General features: G+C 43.4%; 11 protein-coding genes. 10 read left to right on the top strand and 1 reads right to left on the bottom strand.

Going from position 1 to position 25,058, the window contains the following annotated elements; translation table 11 throughout:
* Positions 1–101: 101 nt before the first annotated feature.
* Together QZ576_RS04435 and QZ576_RS04430 are read left to right on the top strand one after the other, a co-directional pair.
* On the top strand, positions 102–2,939 hold the full coding sequence (locus QZ576_RS04435; protein WP_297094481.1) for a TIM-barrel domain-containing protein: 2,838 nt from the start codon (positions 102–104) through the stop codon (positions 2,937–2,939).
* A gap of 138 nt (positions 2,940–3,077) precedes the next feature.
* Positions 3,078–7,292, top strand: coding sequence for a two-component regulator propeller domain-containing protein (locus QZ576_RS04430; RefSeq protein ID WP_297094479.1), 4,215 nt, complete (start codon positions 3,078–3,080; stop codon positions 7,290–7,292).
* A 183-nt stretch (positions 7,293–7,475) separates the two neighbouring features.
* Here QZ576_RS04430 and QZ576_RS04425 read toward each other — a convergent pair whose 3' ends face one another.
* Entirely contained in the window at positions 7,476–7,805 is a 330-nt protein-coding gene (locus QZ576_RS04425) for a cupin domain-containing protein (protein WP_297094477.1), read from the bottom strand.
* 350 nt (positions 7,806–8,155) lie between these two features.
* On the opposite strand from QZ576_RS04425, the gene QZ576_RS04420 reads away from it, so the two are divergent.
* From QZ576_RS04420 to QZ576_RS04385, 8 genes are all read left to right on the top strand, one after another.
* Positions 8,156–12,274, top strand: coding sequence for a two-component regulator propeller domain-containing protein (locus QZ576_RS04420; protein WP_297094475.1), 4,119 nt, complete (start codon positions 8,156–8,158; stop codon positions 12,272–12,274).
* 356 nt (positions 12,275–12,630) lie between these two features.
* On the top strand, positions 12,631–15,867 hold the full coding sequence (locus tag QZ576_RS04415; RefSeq protein WP_297094472.1) for a TonB-dependent receptor: 3,237 nt from the start codon (positions 12,631–12,633) through the stop codon (positions 15,865–15,867).
* Positions 15,868–15,884: 17 nt separating this feature from the next.
* On the top strand, positions 15,885–17,654 hold the full coding sequence (locus tag QZ576_RS04410; RefSeq protein ID WP_297094470.1) for a RagB/SusD family nutrient uptake outer membrane protein: 1,770 nt from the start codon (positions 15,885–15,887) through the stop codon (positions 17,652–17,654).
* 32 nt (positions 17,655–17,686) lie between these two features.
* Complete coding sequence (locus QZ576_RS04405) at positions 17,687–19,270, top strand: DUF5123 domain-containing protein (protein ID WP_297094468.1); 1,584 nt, start codon at positions 17,687–17,689, stop codon at positions 19,268–19,270.
* A 111-nt stretch (positions 19,271–19,381) separates the two neighbouring features.
* Complete coding sequence (locus tag QZ576_RS04400) at positions 19,382–20,761, top strand: pectate lyase (RefSeq protein WP_297094467.1); 1,380 nt, start codon at positions 19,382–19,384, stop codon at positions 20,759–20,761.
* Position 20,762: 1 nt separating this feature from the next.
* A complete protein-coding gene (locus QZ576_RS04395; protein ID WP_297094465.1) occupies positions 20,763–22,385 on the top strand; it encodes a glycoside hydrolase 43 family protein in 1,623 nt (540 codons plus the stop codon).
* A 3-nt stretch (positions 22,386–22,388) separates the two neighbouring features.
* Positions 22,389–23,366 carry a pectinesterase family protein gene (locus QZ576_RS04390; protein ID WP_297094463.1) on the top strand — a complete coding sequence of 326 codons (978 nt, stop codon included), beginning with the start codon at positions 22,389–22,391 and terminating at the stop codon, positions 23,364–23,366.
* A gap of 2 nt (positions 23,367–23,368) precedes the next feature.
* Positions 23,369–25,054 (top strand): glycoside hydrolase family 28 protein, encoded by a 1,686-nt coding sequence (locus QZ576_RS04385; RefSeq protein WP_297094461.1) that lies wholly within the window; start codon positions 23,369–23,371, stop codon positions 25,052–25,054.
* Positions 25,055–25,058 lie beyond the last annotated feature (4 nt).

The raw sequence follows: 25,058 nt of genomic DNA, 5'->3' as shown, positions 1-25,058 counted from the left end.
CAAGAAAGTAACAAACCAGAATAGCGGCCGTTAAGGCAATTATGAACGAGTAAAAAAGAGATCAATCAGCAAAATATAGCACAAATTAATACTCTACAATAATGAACAAATTTTTTATAGCAGTTCTGCTAAGTATATTCGCAATCTCCTGTTCTACAACCAACTGGGAGCAAACCGGAGAAGCCGTAATTGTTTACCCGCAGCAAGCCGGCAAACAACAGGCGCAGGCCATTAAAATTACACCCGTAAACGACGAGATCATCAAGGTGTCGGCTAGCGCCACAAAAACATTTTCAACCAAGGAAAGTCTTATTGCACTTCCGCAAAACGAAACCGTTCCTTTTGTGGTTGAAGAAACAGACGGTCACCTGATCATTTCAACAGCAAAAACAAAGGTTAAAGTATCAACCGAAACCGGCGAAATCGATTTTCTGGATGAGAATGGAAACCCAATTCTTGAGGAAAAGGAAAACGGTGGAAAATGGTTCGAACCGATTGAAGTTGATGGCGTAAGTGCTTATTCAACCCGTCAGGTTTTCGAATCGTCAGACGATGAAGCGCTTTACGGACTTGGACAGCACCAGGCCGACGAAATGAACTACAAAGGTAAAAACGAGGAGCTTTTCCAGTACAACACAAAAGTTTCGGTACCGTTTATTGTTTCAACAAACAACTACGGTCTGCTTTGGGACAACTACTCGCTTTCGCGTTTTGGCGATCCACGTCCTTACGGCCAGATCGATCAGTTTAAACTTTTCGATGCCGAAGGAAATGAAGGCGGTTTAACAGCCACTTACATCGACAATAACGAAAACGACCACGTTTACACCACTCGCACGGAATCGACTATTGATTACGAAAACCTGGAAACCATTGAGAATTTTCCTGAAGGTTTCGATTTTAACCACGCCCGCATTGTTTGGGAAGGCGATATTGAACCCGAAGAAAGCGGAATTTTCCATTTCTTACTGTACTACGCCGGCTACACCAAAATCTGGGTGAACGGCGAATTAATGGCCGACAAATGGCGTACTGCATGGAACCCATCGGTGGCTAAATTCCAGTACGATATGAAAGCCGGCGAGAAATACCACGTAAAACTCGACTGGATTCCTGACGGTGGTGTTTCGTACATCGGACTAAAAGCTTTATCTCCGGTTGATCCTGAGGTACAGGACGACATTTCTTTCTACTCGGAAATGGGCGACCAAATCGACTATTTCTTTATGAAAGGAAACAACATGGACGATGTGATCAGCCGCTACCGCACACTTACCGGAAAAGCCCAGGTGATGCCAAAATGGGCAATGGGTTTCTGGCAAAGTCGCGAGCGTTACAAAACACAGGAAGAACTGGAAAGTACGTTGAAGGAATTCAGAAAAAGAGAGATTCCGATCGATAATATTGTGCAAGACTGGTCGTACTGGGAAGTTGACAAATGGGGAAGCCAGGAGTTTGACAAAGCACGTTTTCCTGATGCAAAAGGAATGATCGATATGGTACACGATAACCATGCACGAATTCTGATTTCGGTGTGGCCTAAATTTTATTTGGGAACCGAACATTACAACGAATTCGACCAAAATGGATGGATGTACAAACAAGCGATTAACGACAGTATCCGCGACTGGATTTATCCGGGTTATATTGGTTCGTTCTACGATGCTTACAGCGAAGGTGCACGAAAACTTTTCTGGGAGCAGATTAACGAGCATTTATACTCAATGGGAATCGACTCGTGGTGGTTGGATGCTACCGAGCCGGACATCCTTTCGAACGCCAGCATGGACTACCGCAAAAAGTTAATGAATCCAACTGCCTTAGGATCATCAACGCAATTCTTTAATGCATTTGCACTGATGAACGCCAAAGGAATTTACGAAGGTCAGCGCGAAGAAAATCCGGAAGACCGTGTGTTTATTCTAACCCGCTCGGGTTTTGCAGGAATGCAGCACTACGGAACTACAACCTGGAGTGGCGACATCGGTACTACCTGGGAAGATATGAAAGCACAGATTTCGGCAGGTATCAACTTCTCAATGTCGGGACTCCCCTACTGGACAATGGACATTGGCGGTTTCTGTGTACAAAAGAAATTTGAGCGCGCCACCGAAGGCAGCGAAGCCATGAAAGAATGGCGCGAACTAAACACTCGTTGGTACCAGTTTGGCGCATTTGCACCGCTGTTCCGCGTTCACGGTCAGTATCCGTATCGCGAGATTTATAACATCGCTCCTGAAAGTCATCCGGCGTACAAATCGATGTTGTACTACAACAAATTGCGCTACCGTTTAATGCCATACATTTACAGTTTAACGGGTGCGGTTTATCACGACGATTACACTATTATGCGTGGTTTGGCAATGGACTTTTCTGACGACCGCCGCGTGCTGAATATTGGCGATCAGTTTATGTTTGGTCAGTCGTTGCTGGTTTGTCCGGTTTATGAATACAAAGCCACAAAACGCGACGTATACTTCCCGAACAACGGTGGCTGGTATAATTTGTACACTGGTGAATTCCTTGCCGGTGGCCAGAAATTGAGCGTTGAAGCACCTTATGAAAGAATGCCGCTGTTTGTACGCGAAGGTTCTATTATTCCTGTTGGACCAGAAATTCAGTACACCGACGAGAAAAAAGGTGCACCGATCGATATTTACGTGTACACCGGAAAAGATGCTTCGTTTAAATTGTACGAAGATGAAGGAACAACTTACGCCTACGAAGGTGGCGCATATAGCACTATAGAGTTTACTTATTCGGAAAGTGATAACAGCCTGGTTATTGGCACACGAAACGGCGAATATCCCGAAATGGTTAAAAACCGCGAATTCCGTATCATCAAAGTTTCGCGCGATAAACCGGTGGCTATGCTTGGTAAAGCAAGTAATGTAAAAACAGTAAACTACACAGGAGAAGAAATTACCGTAGAACTATAAGCAAGTTTAAGCAAGCAAGTTTAGTTGATTTGAATTACGGGGAACAGAAATGCCATTCTGTTTCCCGTTTTTATTTTTATGCTTACATTAGCGCAAAGTCGGAATTGGACTGTTTTACACGAACGATAGTAACCTAAGATGAAGTTTTTGCCGCATAAGATCTTACTGTTTTTATTTGTTGTTCCCCTTTTATTGCTGCCTGCACTGAGTTCGCAGGCTGTTTCCATTCCGGGAAACGAGCCTTATAAATTTATGCACATCAACATAAACGACGGGCTGTCGAACAACGAAATAAAAGCCATTCTGAAAGACCAGCAAGGTTTTATGTGGTTCGGAACGGCGCAGGGATTAAACCGCTACGACGGATCGGGTTTTAAAACATTTTTGCACGATATAAACGACAGCACATCAATACCATTTAACGGAATTGAGTATTTGTTTGAGGACTTCGACGGCCGTTTGTGGATTCGCTCCTATTCTGAATTTACGGTTTACGATCCGGTGCTCGAACGCTTTTCAACACCGGGAGAAAATTACCGGGGAACCAGTATTCCTATTGCCGGTTTGCAATCGTTTTTTATCGACAGCAAAAACAACACCTGGCTGGTAAATTCCAACTTCGGGTTGTATAAGTATAATCCGGAAAACCAAACGGTTGATTCCATTCAGTTTGTATCGCAGGTTGACCGGCCGAATTACGACAACTCGCTGAGTTATATTACTGAAGATGGTAATCACATGATTTGGGTGGTATCAAAAGCCGGCGAGCTGTTGCAAATTAATCCGGAAACCAAACAAACCGAGCAGACCTTTTTTCTGGGCGACGAAGTGATGAATGAATTCAACACCTTCCAGCTTTTTATCGATTCCGACAACGACATTTGGATTTATTCGCCCGGCCTGCCTTACGGCGTATTCTTTCTTGATCATCAAACAAAAAAAATAAGTAAATACACGCAGTCGTCGTCTACTTTTAAACTCTCAACCAATATGGTTTCGTCGGTGCTTGAAGACGATAACGGAGCCATTTGGATTGGTACCGACCACGGAGGCATTAACATCCTCAACAAGAAGGATAAAACCATAACGGTTCTGCAAAACAACAGCCAGAATCCGCTTGGAATTGCGCAAAACAGCATCACCAACCTGTATCGTGATGATGAAGATATTATTTGGGCCGGAACCTATAAAAAAGGCATCAGCTATTACCACAAAAACCTTATCCACTTTAACCACTACCGGTACTCGGCCGAGGCAGAAAACAGCCTTCCCTACAACGATGTAAACTGTTTTGTTGAGGATAACCGTGGAAATCTTTGGATCGGCACAAACGGTGGCGGACTGATTTATTTTAACCGCAACAATAACACCTTTAAAAGTTACCTGCACGATGCAAACGATCCCAACTCCATTAGTGCAAACGTAATTGTTGCGCTGCACATCGACAGTAAAGGAACACTTTGGGCCGGAACTTACCAGGGCGGTTTAAACCGTTTTAACGGATCGACATTTAAACATTATCTGCATACACCGGAAAATCCCAATTCACTGTCGGACAACCGCGTTTGGTCAATTTTTGAGGACTCGAAACAAAACCTGTGGGTTGGCACATTAAACGGTGGGCTGAATCTTTTCAACCGCACAAACGAACAGTTTATTCATTACACAGCAAGCGATATTAATTCGGTAGGCTCCAATTTTATCATGTCGATAATGGAGGACAGTGAGCAAAACCTTTGGTTGGGAACCTCTGATGGGCTTGATGTTTTGAACCTGAATACCAAACGTTTTACACACTACAGTCCCGATCCGAGCACACCCGGACAGTTAAGCGACAACAATGCAAACGACATACACGAAGATGTGCGCGGGTTGATTTGGGTGGCAACCACGCAGGGATTAAATGTTTTGAATAAAACGCAGGGCACTTTTAAAGTTTTAACGGAAGCCGACGGGCTGGCCAATTCCAATATAAAAACCATTCAGGAAGACGAAAACGGCAATCTTTGGATTGCTACGTTAAAAGGAATTTCAAAGATCAGCGTTGAAAACTATTCGCATCAACTGCCTATCAATCAACTGGAGGTTGATGTTGAAAACTTTGGATTACAGGATGGTCTGCAGGGAAATGAATTTAACCAAAAGGCTGCCTATAGAACACGATCAGGAGAGTTGATTTTTGGTGGCGCCAACGGGTTCAATCTATTTAAGCCCGAAGATATTGTTGTTCAAACACCCGACGAAAAAATTGTACTTACAAACTTCAAGGTTTTTAATCAAAATATAAAAGTTAACGAGCCTTTCCGAAAACGAATTATCCTTGATAAATCGATTACCTACAGCAACCAAATTTCGCTGAAACATAAAGAGAATGTGTTCTCGGTAGAGTTTGCGGCGCTTAGTTATTTCCATCCCGAGAAAAATACTTTCCAATATCAGTTAAGCGGCTTTAACGACGAGTGGCTGGAAGTGAATCGTGGCATGCACGAACTAACATTTACCAACCTGAATTCGGGTGAATACCAGCTGCGTATCCGGGTGAGCAACGATAACTCAACCTGGCGCGAAATGACTCCGCCTTTGAGCATCAATATCCTTCCGCCGTTTTGGGAAACAAGCTATGCCTACATGCTTTACATTCTGGTTATTGCCGGCTTGTTATTTATCACCTGGAAGATTCTGGCCGAACGCCAACGCCTGAAATTTGAAGCTGAACAGGAACACCGCGAAGCTGAACGAATCCACCAGGTTGACACTTTGAAAACCAAGTTTTTCACCAACATCAGCCACGAATTCCGCACCCCACTTTCGCTGATTATTGCCCCCATCGATAAACTAATCGAACACAGTAAAAACGACGACGACAAAAAACACCTCATTCTTATTCAGCGAAATGCTCGGCGGCTAATGGCCATGGTAAACCAGTTGCTCGATTTCAGAAAAATGGAGCTTCAAAAAATTAAAGTACACAAAGACTGGGGCGAAATGATCGGTTTTATCCAAGAAATTTCTGCTTCGTTTGAAGACCTGATGGAAAGTAAAAATATCTCATTCCAGTTTTCAAGCAGCCATAAAAGTCTGCACACCTTTTTTGACAAAGACAAAACCGACAAAATATTTACCAACTTGCTAACCAATGCCTGCAAATTCACCAACAGCGGAGGCAAAATTAGCCTGAAAATCGATTTGAATTCATCGGCAGAGAAGCCGGTTTTAACCGTAAAAGTATCCGATACAGGAATTGGAATTGCGCCCGAGCAACAGATGCAGATTTTTAACCGCTTTTACCAAACTGATAATTCCGGAACCGAAATTAATCAGGGCTCAGGAATTGGTTTGTCGATGGTAAAAGAATACGTTACGCTGCTGGGTGGCGATGTGAATGTGGAGAGCCAACTGAATGAAGGAAGCACATTCACTGTAGAAATTCCGGTGGATTTATTTACCGAGGAAGAAATAGCTGCCAACAAGGCGCTTGAAGTGGCAGAACGCAAAACCTACAAACAGCCAACGTCAACTACAAGCGAAAAAGTTCCGGCTTACAACCGGGATAAAAAAACACTGGCGATTGTGGAAGACAGCTCCGATCTGCGTTTCTATTTAAAAGAGAATTTTAAAGACCGATACAATATTATTGAGGCCGAAAACGGAGCCGAAGCCTGGGCGAACTTTGAAAAACAGTTGCCCGACATTGTGATCAGCGACGTGATGATGCCCGAAATGAACGGCGTTGAACTGTGTGCGAAAATTAAATCGAACCGAAAAACCAAGCATATCCCGGTTATCTTGCTTACGGCAAAAACCGATACCGCGCCGGTTATTGAAGGTTACGAATCGGGTGCCGATGCCTACCTCACCAAACCTTTCGATTTTAAGGTACTGGAATCGCGAATTGAAAACCTGCTGCGTTCGCGCGATCAATTGCGTGTTTCGTACCAGTCGATGACAGGATTAAATCCTGAAAAAATAAAGGTCGACTCAGAGGACGAGAAGTTTATTAAAAAGGCCTTGAAAATCGTTGAAGACAATATTGCAGAAGCTTCGTTTACCGTTGAAGATTTTGGTGCAGAAATGGGCATGAGCCGTGTTAGTCTGTATAAAAAACTGTTGGCGTTAACCGATCGAACGCCTATCGAATTTATCCGCGTTATTCGCTTAAAACGAGCTGCCCACCTGCTTGAAACAAGTCAGCTTTCGGTATCGGAAGTGGCCTATCGCGTTGGGTTTAATAATCCACGATATTTCTCCAAGTATTTCTCGAAAGAATACGAAATGCTGCCGTCGGAATACATCGAAAAAAACCGAAAGACCACGAACGATCTTTCAGATGATGTAAAGGACAAATTTTCATAAAGTGGCGCAAAAGCATAAAAGGGAACTGTCATCTCGATGCGCAGCGAGAGATCTGTTACAAGTTCTCAGTCGCAGTTTTCAGTTTTTCACTTCAAAAGAATTAACCACAAAGTTTCACAAAGGAGGCACAGAGTTTCTCAAAGTTTCTTCACATTCGCGAATTCAATCCTTCAGTCCTTCAGTTTACAGAAAATCCTCCCGCACCGGGCTAAAAACATCGATCAGAATCCCGGGCTCCAGACAAAGTGCTCCGTGCATCATATTTGGCTCGATGTACAATCCGTCGCCGGGCTCCACAATAACTTTTTCACCGTCCATGGTAAATTCAAACTTGCCGCTAACACAATAAGTAGTTTGTGTATGAAAATGCGAATGTTCGGCACCAACGGTACCCTTCTCGAATTTAACTTTTACCATCATGATCTGGTTGTCCCAGCCCATAATCTGGCGCGCCACGCCATCGCCAAGATCTTCCCAGCGTTTACTGCTTTTTAATACCTTCTCGCTTGCCATAATTTATCGGTTAAATTTTATTCGGTTGATCCTACAAAACTAACAGATTTTCAAGACATATTTCAAATTTTGACACGGTTGAAATGAGAACGATTTTACTTTTCCGATTTTCCATATCAGTACTAAAATTGTTTATATCTATCCTCAATATCAATTCGTTTACCCCATTCCCTGAAGGGAGCGAATTGATTATCTCTGCTCCTTTTAGGACGGGGTATTCAGAGAAAATCAATTTGCGGCTGAGGTAAGAAAACGGTTAACCATTTTACTTTTTAGAAATGAGAAATAATTGATTATATTACCAGCTGTTTCACATTGGAGGCATACTATTTTTAGTTGCATAAAACCCGATGTTCGCTGCAAAACTGATCGATAAAATGAATTACGCTTTAAATCAAAAACTTACTCTTTTTCTGTTCCTGATTTTCATTTTCACTGCAGGAAAAACGCAGGCACAGGCCGAGCTAAGTTTCGATATTTTTACGCTTGAAGATGGGCTGCCCAATAACCAGATACAATGTGTTTATCAAGACCACAAAGGATGGATTTGGGTAGGAACCAGCCAGGGTCTAAGCCGGTTTAACGGCTATGATTTTACCAATTTTCTTCCCGATTCGGAAGACTCGTGTTCCCTGAGCGGACATCTCATCAGGGTTATAAAAGAAGACCATAAAGGCAACCTGCTGGTAGGTACTGAAAACGGTGGACTAAATATTTTCGACCGTGAAAAAGAAGTTTTCTCGCAGCCTTTTAAAAACGATCCGGTTTATGGGGAAAAAGATTTTTCGGTGAACGACATTATTGAGAATCAGGACGGTTCGTTTTGGCTCGCGAGCGATTTTAATGTGCTAAAAATGGACAGCACCGGAATGATCACTCCGCTTAATCCGATAAAAAAAGAAGGAACTGCGGGAATCGAGGATGTTTTTATCCGGAATCTGGCCTACGATAACCAGGGAAAATTATGGATCGGATCGAACAATGGCGTATATATTTACAACGAACAGAATAATACACTCGAACGTTTCGAACTTCCTTTCGGATCAGCACAAAACAAAGAAATCTGGGAACTTTTTTTGGATGACGACGGCGATCTTTGGATCGGGACTTATTCCATCGGTTTGTTTGTGGTTAACACGAGCACCAAAAGCTACCATCCAATAAAATTCAGACCGGCTGCCGAACGCACTGAAACCGTTAAAGCCATTTCAAAAGGCGTGTTTGGCGATTACTGGATCGGCACGCGCGGCGGGCTGTTTCTCTATTCGAAAGAAAGCGGTGTAAAAGGTTTTTACCGACACAGCATTCAGGAACCGCGCAGTCTTTCCAATAACTCGGTGCTGAGTATTTTTCACGATAACAAAGGAGAAACATGGATTGGTACACGCGGCGGACTGAATCTGCTGGCTAAAAGTAAACAGGTTTTCCACAGTTTTACTGCCCAGCCCGACGACAATCGCTACCTGAACAGCAGCGCCATTTATACCTTCTGGATGGACAAAAACGAACGGCTTTGGTGCGGCACCGAAGATGGCGGAATTAACATTTACAATCCGAATACCGGGAATTACGAATACCTGACCACCGATGGTAAACCGGGTTATACCATTGCTCAAAACTGTGTTAAGGCACTGGTTCCCGACAATAAAGGAAATCTTTGGGTGGGAACTTTTTTGGGTGGAATTGATGTGATTGACCTCGAAACGGGAAAAATTAAAAACTATCATAACCAGGCCGATGTACCCGGAAGTTTATCGGACAACCGCGTGTGGGATATTTGTATCGACGAGAACGAGCAAATCTGGATCGCCTCCTCGAAAGGGATTGATCGCTTCGACAAAAAAACAAAGCTGTTTATTCACTATCCGCAGCTGAACGGAAATGAGCAAATTATGTGGATCGATAACGATTCGCAGGGAAATCTTTGGATGGGAAGTGAAGATGAACTCATCGTTTTCAATCAGCGCACCAATAAAATAAACCGCTGGTTCGAGCGCACGCGATACATGTTTGAAGATTCGCAAAACCAGATTTGGATTGCAACAAACGACAAAGGACTGGCCAAATATTCAGCCGAAAACGGCGCCATAAAATATTACGGAGAAGAAGAAGGACTGGCCAACAATCAGGCACTTTGCATTTTAGAAGACGACCTGAAAAACCTGTGGATAAGTACTTTAAACGGATTATCGAAGTTTAATCCGAGAACTGAAGTATTTTATAATTACACCAGCAACGACGGACTGGGAAACAACCAGTTTTGCTACGGTGCTGCTTTAAAAGCCGACGACGGAGCACTTTTTTTCGGAACCGTTTCCGGTTTTAATGTTTTTAATCCGAACGAGATAAATGCCGAAGACACGGATGTTCCGCTGGTTTTTACCGATTTGAAAGTGTTTAATAAATCAGTGCCGATTGATGAAGACAAAAAGTCGATATTGAAACAAAGTATCACCGAAACAAAACACCTGACTTTTAACCATAAACAAAATGTTTTTACCCTTGAGTTTGCCGCGCTGAATTACGTAAACAGCGAAAATAACTTGTACACCTACAAACTGGAAGGTTTTAACACCGACTGGATCGAACCGAGTAAAAACCGCACGGCCACCTACACCAACCTGAATCCCGGCGATTATACACTTCGCATAAAACGTGTAATTCCGGGGCAGGAACGCGAAAGTAACGAGCTGCAACTGGCCATTTCGATTTTGCCACCATTTTGGAAAACCAACTGGTTTTTGGGGCTGATCATCCTGTTGATCATTTCACTCATCTATACTATAATCCAGTTCTTTATCAACCGTGAAAAAATCAAATCGCAGCTGATTATTGAACGCTCGAATGCAAAAAAACTACACGAGATGGATATGATGAAGCTGAAGTTCTTCACCAATATCTCACACGAAATCAGAACACCGTTAACGCTTATTTTAGGGCCGCTCAACAAATTGATCCAGTCAAAAACAGTTGACGGATCAACCAAAGAGAACCTGCAGTTAATGCAGCGAAATGCACAAAACCTCGACCGGCTAATCAGTCAGCTGCTGGATTTCAGGAAATTACAATCGGGCAATTTAAAACTCAATCTTACCGAAGCCGACATCGTTAGTTTTGTTCGCAACATTGTGGAATCGTTTAACCACTATGCGATTGAGAAAGACATCAAACTTACTTTTAACACGCTGAAAAAAAGGCTATTTGTGTCCTTCGATCCGGACAAGATCGAAAAAATAATAAACAACTTACTTACCAACGCTTTTAAATATACCGAACCTGAAGGATCGGTTACGGTAAACCTCTCGCTGGTTTTCGACTCGGAGAACGAGGATTTTAGCGACGAAAGCGAAGAGAAACAATACATTGAGATCAATATTAAAGACACCGGGAAAGGAATTTCGCGGAAAAATATCGATCGTATTTTTATGCGCTTTTTCCAGTCGGATGAAACCGATGAAAAAACAGGTGCCGGAATTGGGCTTGCCCTTGTTAAAGACCTGGTGAAACTGCACAAAGGCGAAATTTTTGTCACCAGTAAGGAAGGAAAAGGAACGCGCTTTACCATTCGTATTCCGTATAACGAAGGAACCGAAAGCAGCCAAACAAAAGCACAAGAAGTAACAACCAGCGTACAGGAAATTCATCCGGCACCGGAAACGCCAACGGTTCAACCGGCTGACGACAACTCGAAAATAATGTTGATTGTGGAAGACAATGCTGATGTTCGACAGTTTATCAGTTCACATTTTATGAACTTCTACCAGATTCACCTGGCCGTAAATGGAAAAGAAGGCTGGGAGAAAGCTCTTGAAGTGGTTCCCGATATTATTATCAGCGATATTATTATGCCCGAATCCGATGGTTACGAATTGTGTAAACGGATAAAAAACGACGAGCGTACTTCGCATATTCCGGTGCTTTTACTTACTGCCATGCACTCGAAAGACCACGAATTAAGAGGTTTGGCCAAAGGTGCCGACGATTATATTACAAAACCGTTCGACCTGTCGGTATTGCAGGCCAAAGTGGAAAATATGCTTTCTATCCGCGATTCGCTGAAAGAAAAATATACCTCAACCATGGTGCTCGAACCTACTAATGTTGTGCTGGCTTCTCCGGATGAAAAGTTCCTGAAACGAGTGGTTGATGTAATAGAAGAAAACATTGCCGACAGCGAACTGGATATCGAGAATTTTGCACTAAAAGTTGGGGTGAGCCGCATGCAATTGTACCGCAAATTAAATGCACTTACCAATATGACCGTAAAAGAATTCATTCGCCATATCCGCTTAAAACGTGCTACCCAATTACTCGACCAGCAAAAGCTGAATATTTCGGAAGTTGCCTATCAGGTTGGCTTCAAAGATCTGTCGCATTTCCGAAAATGTTTTAAGCGCGAATTTGGTATGAGTGCCTCGGAATACCTCTCGAATAAGAAAATTGAAACAAGTAAGCTAAACGAATCATAACTCACTAAATTACAACACAGTACTACAATTTATGTTAATCATCTGATTCCATGAGCGAGAATTTTATCCCGCCATTTGGGAAATTAAGCCCTTATCGGGAAAGCGCCCATTTCATATTGGGAAATATCACCAATTTGTTTCGCGGCACCTCCACTATCTTGCACATTGGAATTGAACGCCTAACTAAATGAGCAAGATCAAACGAAACTTGAAAAAAACTGACGGGATGATCATCATCGCTACGATCGTCCTTATCATTCTGATCATTGTCCTGATCAATCTCATTTTTAAATAAGCCGGATAATTCGTAAAGCTGAAACCAAATAATAATTCTATAATAACCTAAAATGTGAAGTATGGTAAATCTTAAACGAAAAAGTCGGAGCCTGCATGTAAGTAAGTTTCTTGCTGTAGCTGCTTTGATTATGTTTCAAACAGTTCTTTCCTTTACCGCATGGTCGCAAACCATTGCTGTGAAAGGGAACGTAACCGACCAGGATTCCGGAGAAGGGCTTCCCGGAGTTAATGTTGTTGTAAAAGGAACTACCAACGGTACAATTACCCAGCCGGATGGTTCCTATGAACTAAATGTAAGCCCAACCGCCACATTGCAGTTTTCTTTTATCGGATATACAATACAGGAAGTTCCTGTAAATAACCAAACCGAAATAAATGTTGCGCTCGAAATGGAGGCGACAGAGCTGGAAGAAGTTGTGGCAATTGGTTACGGTACCGTAAAGAAAAGAGACATTACCGGATCGGTATCATCAGTTAGTGGTGAAGCGCTGGAAGCCATTCCGGTTACTTCGGCTGCCGAAGCAATGGCCGGACAAATGGCCGGTGTGCAGGTAATGGCAACGGAAGGATCGCCTGATGCCGAGATTAAAATCCGTGTTCGTGGTGGTGGTTCAATCACCCAGGACAACTCGCCAATGTATATTGTTGATGGATTTCCGGTGAGCACAATCTCTGATATTCCTGCCTCCGAAATTCAATCGATCGACGTGCTGAAAGATGCATCGTCGACAGCAATTTACGGAGCTCGTGGTGCAAACGGTGTAATTATTATTACCACTAAAAGCGGAAAAACAGGAAAAGTTTCTGTGAGTTACAACGTGTACAGTGGTTTTAAAAACATTGCAAACACACTTAACACACTCGATGTTGAGGACTTTGTACACTGGCAATACGAACTGGCTAACTTAAGAAACACTGAAGACAACCTTGATTCGTACGAGAAATATTTTGGTAAATACCAGGATATTGATCTGTATGCCGGACAGGTTGGTAACGACTGGATGGAACAGGTTTACGGCCGCACCGGACGCGTTTTCAACCACGATTTAAGTGTTCGTGGAGGATCGGAAAAATTTGCCTACAATTTCAGTTATGCCGGTGTTAAAAACCGCGAAATCATGCTCGGATCGGATTACAAACGTGATAACGTGAACTTTAAATTAGATCACAATCCTGCAGATAATATCAAACTTTCTTACTCGATGCGTTACTCGCAAACCAAAATTGGTGGTGGTGGTGCCATTGAGCAAACTACGGCTACACCAACCGATTCGCGTGTAAAACACTCCATGATCTACTCTCCTATTCCTTTGAACGGACTGGAAGATTATGCCGATGAAGAAGTTTCAAGTTATATGATCAATCCGTTAACTGCTGTTGCCGATAACGATCAGGAACAAAGAAGAACCCGATTGAATGTTGGAGCCAGTTTCCAGTGGGATATTACCGACGGTTTAACCTTTAAAACAGAAGTGGGTTACCAAACCTACGACCGCGACCGTGATCGTTTTTACGGACCAAGTACTTACTACGTAAAAAACTACACCGATGCCGATTACCAGGGTTTGCCGGCTGCCGAAATGGAAAAACGCAAGCAGGAAACGTTCAGAAATACAAACACGCTGAATTTCGACTTTAAAAATATTATTAAAAACGAAGACCACAGTGTGAAGTTATTGGCCGGTCAGGAAATTCTTTATGCAAAATCAAGCACACTTACCGATATCGTTCAGGGCTACCCTTCATTCTTTACTTCAAGCGAAGTATTCCGTTTAACAACGCAGGGGGTTCCGTTGAGTATCGATAATGTGATCAGTGCCGACAATAAATTGCTGTCGTTCTTTGGTCGTGCCAATTACGACTACAAAGGAAAGTACCTCGTTTCTGCAACATTCAGGGCCGATGGTTCGAGCAAATTTGCCGAAGGTAACCGCTGGGGATATTTCCCGTCAGCAGCTGTTGCATGGCGCATCTCGGAAGAAAGTTTTATGGAAGGCATTTCTTCAACACTTAACAACTTAAAATTAAGAGTGAGTTACGGTACCGCCGGTAACAACAATATCGTTTCGGGCCAAATGGTACAGGAATTCAGCTCAAGTAATACGACTTATATCAACGATGTATCGGGTTACTGGGCTGTTTCATCGCGCATGGCGAATCCTGATTTGATTTGGGAAACGACAGTTACCCGAAATGTTGGTCTCGATTTTGGTTTGTTTAACAGCCGTTTGAGCGGAACATTCGAAGCCTATTTGAATACCACTTCCGATCTGTTGATCGACTTCCCGGTATCGGGAACGGGTTACAGCTCGCAATTCAGAAACATGGGTGAAACCGAAAACAAAGGTATCGAGGCCTCTGTAAACTGGGTCGCTCTCGATAAACAAAACTTCGGACTTAACTTCGGCTTTAATTTCGGAATGAACAAGAACAAAATTAAGTCGCTCGGAATTATGGAAGACTTTGGCGTAGCATCAAGCTGGGCTTCTACCGAAATTGGTACCGATTACTGGATTGAACAGGGAAGCCCTGTTGGACAGATTCGCGGTTACCTAAGTGACGGAAGATACGAAGTATCAGATTTTGAAGGTTACGACGCTGATGCTGATGAGTGGATCTTAAGAGATGGAGTTGCTGATAACACAAGTATTATTGGAACAGTTCGTCCGGGATCGATGAAGTTGAAAGATGTTACCGGCGATGGCGAAGTTACCGTTGACGACAACACCATTATCGGTGATGTAAATCCGAAAGCAACCGGTGGTTTTAACTTGTCGGCTCGTGTTTACGACTTCGATCTTTCAGCCATTTTTAGCTGGAGTGTCGGAAACGATGTATACAACGCCAACAAAATTGAGTACACATCAACAAGTAGATATCCTTACCGAAATATGATCGATATTATGGCCGACGGAAAACGCTGGACCAATATCGACGAAAGCGGACAGCTGGTAAACGATCCGGCAACATTAGAAGCTATGAACGCCAATACCACAATGTGGTCGCCATACATGTCACGTTACGTACTAAGCGACTGGGCTGTTGAAGATGGTTCGTTCCTGCGCCTGAATACGCTAACATTAGGATACACAGTTCCGAAAGTACTTACACGAAAAGTACATATTGAAAACTTAAGGTTGTACGCAACAGCCAACAATGTATTTGTTCTTACCAATTATACTGGATTTGATCCTGAGGTTTCAACTCGACGAAAAACACCACTTACACCCGGTGTTGACTACTCGCCTTATCCAAAAAGCAGACAATTCATTTTTGGTTTAAACATTAACTTTTAATTGAAACTACGATGAAAATGAATAAAATAGCATATATAACGATATTATTTTTCGCGGTGGTTTTCACCTCTTGCGATGAATACCTTGATGCTCCTACGCAATCAACTATGGATGAATCGTTGATCTTCTCGAACGTTGAGCTGGCGCAGGGAGCCATTGATGGAATTAAAGAACCGATGGGACAAACCAACTCGTATCGTGGTCGATTTCTTACCCACTACGGTTCGAACACCGATATTGAGTGGAACAACTCAACCTCTGAAAATGGCCGTGGCGATTTGTCGCGTTACATAAATTCTCCAACCAACTCGGATATGAACCGTGATAACGTATACTGGGCAATGTTGTACCGCGGAATCGAACGTGCCAACATTTGTATCAGAGGATTGCGTACATACGGAAATCCTGAGCCGGGAACAGCAATGGGTCAACTTTTGGGTGAAGCGATCACTTTGAGATCGATCTACTACGCCGACCTGTTAAAGTCGCACGGCGATATTGTAGCCCGTTTCGAGCCGATTTCGTCTGAAACGATTTATTTACCAAAATCGAACAGAGACGAGATTTACAAGCATGTAATTGCCGATTTGGAAGAAGCTGCAACCTTGGTAGCGTGGCCGGGCGAAACCGAAGCAACTGCCACCACGGAGCAGGTGAACAAAGCATTTGTAAAAGGTTTGCGTGCACGTTTATGCATGGCTGCAGCCGGTTATTCACAACGCGGAAGTTCTATCAGCAGAAGTTCTGATCCTGAACTTTCAGTTAGCACTTTGTACCCAATTGCATTACAAGAATGTAAAGACATTATAAACAGCGGAACGGCATCACTCGAGCCTTCTTTCGAAACCGTTTGGCGGAAAAACTGCGAAGAGGTAATTACTGCAGGCAGCGAATCGCTTTGGGAAGTACCATTTGCCGAAGGTCGCGGACGCCATTTATTTACTTACGCCGTGCGTCACCAGGCAGCCGACCAATATACCGGTCAGCCACGCGGAGGTAGCTACGGTCCTACTCCGAATGTATTTTACGATTTCGATGCAAAAGACACCCGTCGCGATGTAACTTGTGTTCCTTACAGCTGGAGTAAATCAAATCCTGCTCAACAGGAGTTGATGGGAATCGACACCTGGTATTTCGGAAAATGGCGTTACGAGTGGATGACCCGTTACGTAACATCAACTAACGACGATGGTGTTAACAAAATATACATGCGTTATGCCGAGGTAATTTTAATGGCCGCTGAAATTGAAAATGAATTGAACGGTCCTTCGGCAGCAGCTCCTTACTTAAAAATGATTCGCCAAAGAGCTTTTGATGAAGCCGACTGGTCGACAAAAGTTGATGCTTATGTTGATGCTCTTACTTCAAAAGAAGCAATGTTTAACGCCATTGTTGATGAACATGGTTTTGAGTTATGTGGCGAAATGGAACGCAAACAGGCACTTATCCGTTGGAATTTGTTGAAATCGAAAATGGACGAAACAAAACAAAAAATGGATGACCTGCGTAACCGCACCGGCGAATATGCTGATGTTCCTCCGGCAATCTATTTCAGCTATTTATCGGATAATGAAACTTTGGACATTTATGGACTGGAGAGAGGTGAAACTGAAAATATGCTGACAGAGTATGATTATGCATATAAATGGGCACTTCCGGATCAAATTGAAGATGATAAGATCAATTCGCTCTATACCAACGATCCTGACCAAAACCAGTACTGGCCAATTTGGCAGGTGTTTATTGATGCAAGTAACGGGATGTTGAACAACGACCCGGTTAACTAAAATCGTTTTTGTGAATTAAAGAAAAGAAACAAATGAAAAAAATATTTAGAAATATTGGAATCTTATTGGGCATTGTTGCTTTATTCGCAATAAACGCCTGCGAAGATGATATAACTCCGGTTATTGAAGAACTGGAATTCGACAGGGTATTTACGCCCCTGGAGCTGGAAGCTAAAATCAGCAACCAAACTGTAGTATCCTTAAGTTGGGGATTCAACAAAAAGGTACAATCTTACGAACTGGAAATCAGCGACGACAGCTTATCGTTCGCCAATATCATTCATACCGCAACGGTAGGTCCCGACGAACTGCCTTACGTTTACGAACTGCCGGCCGGTAACTCGCAATACTCGGCACGTGTAAAAGGGATGAACGACAGTATTGCCGACTCAAAATGGGCAGAGCTGGCATTTAAATCATTGCCCGAGAATATTTTTAACAGGTATGATGTGGCCATGACAGGGCTGAACAGCATCGATGTAAGCTGGACTCCGGGAAAAGCAGTTACTTCTCTGAGCTTTGTTTCAACAGAGGGAGAAATTACTGCCGAAATTACTGCTGAAGAGCAGGCTGCCGGAATGAAGTCGATAACCGATCTGCCAAATGGCGAATATGTAATTACTATTCTGAATGGCAACAAAGGCCGCGGAGTACAGGATTACGTAATGGAAGGCGATGTATTTGTTGATGCCGGCGAAGATCTGGCTGCAGCAATCAGCGGTGCCGAATCGGGCGATGTGCTTATTCTGGCTGCCGGTGCCGAGTTTGGTTTCGAAGGTGATATGATGTTGGAAAGAGCCATTAAGATTAAAGGACTGGACGGAGAGCTTCCGGTAATTTATGCTACCGATGGCGACCGCATGTTCTATATTGGAGCAAGCATTCTGCCAACCGAAGAAATCGTTTTCGAAAACCTGTTTATGAGCGGTTACACCAACATGGATGCTTCGCAGGGACAAATTCGTGGTGTATTCGATATGGAAAGCGAAGCCTGTAACATTGGCGCTGTTAAATTCATCGGCTGTAAAATGTTTTACATGGGCCGCCAAATCATGCGTTTACGCGGTGGTTCTGATCAAACTATTGGCGAATTCCTTGTTGACGACTGTATCATTCACAACCTGGGTAAAAGCAGTGGTAGTTATGGTGTTTTCTGCGCAACCGAAGGCAATACAAACGCAACTGTTGTAAAAATTACCAACTCAACTATCGATAGTTTGAAATGCCATTTCATTCGTTACGACGAGCCTGTGTCATGCGAAAGTATTATCGTTGAGAACTGTACATTCAATAAAACGCCGTTTAGCTCGGGCCGTTATTTAATGGACATCAGAGACGCGGTAATTACCAGTGGCGTTGAAGTTACCAACTGTATTTTTGGTACAACTTCTTATGGCGACGAGCCTTCGATTACTGGTATTCGTGCTCCTGAAGACGTAATGGTGACCATTACAAATTCTTATGCAACAACCGACTTTGTAAACTCCGATTATTCAATTGTTGATCAGTTGACTTCGCTGGGTGTAACTTACGACGGTTTGTGGGAAGATCCTGACAATGGCGATTTCTCATTCGCTTTTGATGCTGTTGACGCGGGCGACCCACGCTGGAAATAATTCGACGAAATTTGAAACGATATATTTAAGTTCGTGAATAGTTAGTCTATTAGTTAGTTAAAAAGAATCTCCGGGATCCACACTCCCGGGGATTCTGTTATTACTCTAAAAATGAAGGTACAGTTAAGCTTAATTCTGATTCTCCTTTTCCAAACGGTTTTAGGACAGCAAATCGCTTTTCCGGGTGCTGAAGGTGGTGGCAAATACACAACCGGAGGTCGCGGTGGCAAAGTTATTTTTGTCGACAACCTGAACAACAAAGGCAACGGAAGTTTTAGAAAAGCTATTGAGGCGGAAGGCCCGCGTACCATTATTTTCAGAGTGTCAGGAACCATTGAATTAGAGAAGACCATTCACATAAAAAACGGCGATCTTACCATTGCCGGGCAAACCGCTCCGGGAGATGGAATTTGCCTGAAAAATTACGGTGTACGTGTTGACGCCGACAATGTAATTATTCGCTATCTGCGTGTGCGCCCCGGCGACAAGTCGCACGAGGAAATGGATGCAATTACCGGAATGCGAAACAAAAATATTATAATAGACCATTGCAGTTTTAGCTGGGCCGACGATGAAGTGGCCTCGTTTTACGACAACGAAAATTTTACACTGCAATGGTGTATTATCAGCGAAAGTTTTAACCTGTCGTTCCATCACAAAGGAGCGCACGGTTACGGCGGAATCTGGGGCGGAAGCAATGCAAGTTTTCATCACAACCTGATATCTGATCATGTAAGCCGGAATCCGCGGCTGCAGGGATCGAGATACACCAACGATCCGGATTTTGAGAAAGCCGATTTCAGAAACAATGTAATTTACAACTGGGGAAACAACAGCGTTTATGGTGGCGAAGAAGGCCATTACAACCTGGTGAACAATTATTATAAACCCGGTCCGGCAACCAAAAAAGATGTCCGCGATCGTATTTTAAACCTCACACAAGATTTTTACAACGAAAGCAGAAATACTGATACACTCCGGGCAGGTTGGTTTTACCTCGACGGAAACGTAATTGAAGGGAACAAAGAAATCTCAAAAGATAACTGGGCTGGCGGTGTCCAGGTCAAAAACCTTTCACAGGAAATGATCGATCGATCGCGGCTCACAAGTCCGGTTGAACACACTGCTATAAAAACCGACAAAGCAGAAGAAGCATACAAAAAGGTATTGCAAGATGCTGGCGCCAGTTATCAGCGCGATGCCGTTGACAAACGAATAATTCACGAAGCTACGACCGGAAAAGAAACTGTCGGGAAACAATTCAGAGATGGCGGAAAAGGAATCATCGACAGCCAGACAGATGTGGGAGGCTGGCCAATTTTACGCTCAACTCCTCCTCCACCCGATGCCGATAATGACGGCATGCCCGATAAGTGGGAAAAACAAAACGGGCTAAATCCTGAAAAAGCGGATAATAACGATTACAAGCTCGATAAAAAATATACCAACATTGAAGTTTACCTGAACTCGATAATAGCCCAAAAGAAATAACATGAACCTAAAACCAACAATAATAATCCTGATAATCCTTTGCGGCATGTCGCTTTTTAGCAGCGCACAAACCGGGATTTCAAAAGTTTGGGTAGCCGATAACGGCGATGGCACTTATAAAAATCCGATCATCCATGCCGATTACTCCGACCCGGATGTGGTTCGCGTTGGCGACGATTATTACATGACGGCTTCTTCATTTAATTGTGTTCCCGGCTTACCGATTCTTCACTCAAAAGATCTGGTTAACTGGCAACTTATAACTTATGCGCTACCCACACAGGTTCCTGAAGATGTGTTCAGCATTCCGCAACACGGAAACGGCGTTTGGGCGCCTTGCATCCGCTACCATAATAACGAGTTTTACATTTATTACCCCGATCCTGATTTTGGCATATATCAAATTAAAGCCAAACAGGCCGAAGGTCCGTGGTCGGAACCAATTTTGGTAAAAGGCGGAAAAGGTTTGATCGATCCGTCGCCACTTTGGGATGATGACGGAAAAGTTTATTTAACGCATGCTTTTGCCGGCAGTCGCGCACGTATAAAGTCGGTGCTTCTGGTTCAGGAAATGAACAGCGAAGGAACAGCGGTTATCGGCGATGAAGTAATGGTTTTCGACGGACACGATGATCACCCAACCATTGAAGGACCAAAATTTTACAAAGCCAACGGTTATTACTACATTTTTGCTCCGGCAGGTGGCGTTTCAACGGGCTGGCAAACCGTGCTCCGCTCGAAAAATGTGTACGGTCCCTACGAAATAAAAATTGTAATGGCGCAAGGCGACACCGATATAAACGGGCCTCACCAGGGAGCTTGGGTGGATACAAAAACAGGAGAAAACTGGTTCATCCATTTTCAAGATAAAGAAGCTTACGGACGGGTTGTACACCTTAACCCGATGACCTGGCACAACGATTGGCCGGTGATTGGTGTTGACGAAGACGGTGACGGAATTGGCGAGCCGGTGCTCACCTACAAAAAACCGGATGTTGGCGCTACCTACCCTGTTTCAACTCCACCGGAAAGCGACGAGTTCAATGGAAACCAGCTGGGAATTCAGTGGCAATGGCAAGCCAACAAACACATTTCGTATGGATTTCCGTCAGGCAACCTTGGCTTTTATCGCCTGAATTGTATTGTTCGCCCTGAGGGAGAAGAAGTACTTTGGATGGTTCCGAACCTTCTGTTACAAAAATTCCCTGCCGAAGAATTTACAGCCACTACCAAAATAACATTCAATGCCCGCACCGATGACGAAGAAACCGGTTTTGTGGTAATGGGCGAAGACTACCAGTACATTTCATTAAAACAAATAGACGGGCAACTTCAGCTGCACGTGGCGAAATGCGAAAATGCACGCACCGGCGGAAAGGAAATTGAATTGCATTCAGAAACTTTTAACAGTAATGAAATCTACTTCAGGATAGAAGTAAAAAAGGGTGCGATTTGCACTTTTAGTTTTAGCAGCAATGGGAAAAAATTTAAAACCGTTGGCGAAGAATTTACAGCCAAACCGGGCCGTTGGATCGGCGCAAAGATAGGTTATTTTGCCTTGCGCGAAGGAATTACAAACGACTCGGGCACGGTTGATATTGATTGGTTTAGGATTGATAAATAAGGAATGAAAAGCAAACTCTTCATATCATTTGTATTATTGCTGGCAGCTGCCTCGGCAAGTGCCTTGGATTTTGTGGTAGCAAAAGACGGCAGCGGCGATTTCACCACTGTGCAGGAGGCCATTGATGCGGTTCCTGATTTCAGGAAAAACCGCACAACCATTTTCATAAAACAAGGCATTTACAAAGAAAAGCTGGTATTACCGGCTAGCAAAACACTGGTAACGTTTATTGGCGAAGACCTTGAAAACACCATCCTTACTTACGATAATTTTGCCAGTAAAAAGAACCGCTTTGGCGAAGAAATGGGAACAACAGGTTCAACATCGTTTTACATTTTTGGAGAAGGTTTTATTGCTAAAAACATAACTTTTCAGAACTCGGCCGGCCCTGTTGGGCAAGCTGTTGCCGTTCGTATTGAGAGTGACAAAGTGGCTTTCGAGAATTGCCGTTTTCTGGGCAACCAGGATACACTTTATCCGCGTGGCAAAAACAGCCGGCAGTACTATAAAAACTGTTACATAGAAGGTACTGTTGATTTTATTTTCGGTTGGTCGACAGCAGTTTTCGAAGACTGCACCATTTTTTGCAAAACAGCCGGATACATCACGGCCCCATCCACTGAGGAAAATTCAAAATATGGTTTTGTTTTTCTGAATTGCAACATCACCGGGGACGCTCCTGAAAACTCGTTTTATCTCGGTCGTCCGTGGCGTCCTTATGGCAAATCAGTTTTCATCGGCTGCAAACTGGGCAAACACATAAAACCCGAAGGTTGGCACAACTGGCGCGATCCGGAGAAGGAAAAGACAGCCTATTTTGCTGAATATAACAATACCGGCGAAGGTGCCGATACTAAAAACAGAGTTACCTGGTCGCATCAGTTAAGCGATGCAGAAGCACAAGAATACTCCGTTGAAAAGATTTTTGGAGACTGGACAGAAGAGCTGTTCTCCAACCTGGAAGAAATTAAAAAACTTTGAAAATGATAGTTAAAAAGATCTCTAATCTATTACTTGCCGCTGCTGTTTTCACGGTGGGATGTGCCGAAAAAAGCGCACCTCCCAAAATCGCAAATAGCTTGTACGAAACAATTGAATTTGAAATGCCGGTAATTCAGGAACCGCAAATTCCTGACTATGCGGTGTCGATAACCGATTTTGGTGCAATAAGTGGCGGAATTGAAATGAATACCGAAGCTTTTGAGGCGGCCATAAACGCGGTTACCGAAAAAGGTGGAGGCAAAGTAACCATTCCTCCGGGCATATGGTTAACCGGTCCCATTCAGTTAAAAAGCAACCTGGAATTGCACGCCGAGCAAGGCGCCGTAATTCTTTTCTCTACCAACAAAGATCTTTATCCGGTTATTGCAACCAATTTCGAAGGTTTGGATACTTATCGTTGTCTTTCGCCAATTCACGGAAGAAATATTGAAAACGTTGCTTTTACCGGAAATGGTGTTTGGGATGGAAACGGCGGTGCCTGGCGCGCTGTAAAAAAATCGAAGCTTAATGAAAACGATTGGAAAGACCTTGTAAAATCGGGAGGTATTGTAAGCGAAAAAGGCGATGTTTGGTATCCGTCGGAGCAGTACAAAAAGGGAATTGAAGGCAGTGGCGATCAGAATGTGCGCGACGACCTGAAAACCAAGGAAGAATTTGAAACCATACGCGACTACCTGCGCCCGGTGTTTGTGAGTATTCAAAATAGTAAACGAATCATGTTCGATGGCCCGGTATTTCAGAATTCGCCGGCATGGAATATTCACCCTTTACGTGTTGAGCATCTGACCGTGAAAAATTTAACTGTACGTAATCCATGGTATTCGCAAAATGGCGATGGAATCGATATTGAATCATGCAAAAACGTACTGGTTCAAAACTGCAATTTCGATGTGGGCGACGATGCCATTTGTATCAAATCCGGGAAAAACGAAGACGGTCGTCGTTACGGAATTCCGTGCGAAAACCTCATCATTAAAGACAACATTGTTTATCATGGTCACGGTGGTGTTACAGTCGGAAGTGAAATGTCGGGCGGAGTGCGCAACATGCACGTTTCAAACTGCACTTTTATGGGTACCGATGTGGGCCTGCGTTTTAAAAGCACCCGCGGCCGTGGCGGCGTTGTGGAGAACATTTTTATCTCTGATGTTTATATGACCAACATCCCGACAAATGCCATTTCGTTTAACCTGTATTACGGCGGACAATCAATTTCGGAAATGATGGAAGAAGGCGGGATGGAAACATCGACAGAACTTCTTCCTGTTACCGAAGAAACACCACAATTCAAGAATATCAAAATCTCGAATGTTACGATTAACGGCGCACAGCAGGCGGTTTTTCTTCAGGGACTTCCGGAAATGCCACTCGAAAATATTGAGCTGAACAATCTCTATCTGAAAGCCGATAACGGATTCCAGATCATTGATGCCAAAGGTGTGAAAATCAACGATACAAAATTGATAACCGACAAAGATGTTGCCATGTTGATTTTCAATAGTAAAGATGTTGATGTGAATGGCCTTGCTTATGATTTTAAAGCTGCTGACGCCATAAAAATTAATGGTTCGAAGTGTAAAAATATAAGCATTTCAAATTCGGAAACTAATGTAAAACAATACACAACTATCGGATCAGAAGTGCCTGCAGAAGCGGTTAAATTTTAGTAGA

Source organism: uncultured Draconibacterium sp., from assembly GCF_913060805.1.
Taxonomy (GTDB): domain Bacteria; phylum Bacteroidota; class Bacteroidia; order Bacteroidales; family Prolixibacteraceae; genus Draconibacterium.
The sequence above is the reverse complement of the archived record's forward strand: the minus strand, read 5'-3'. Positions and strand labels throughout refer to the sequence as shown.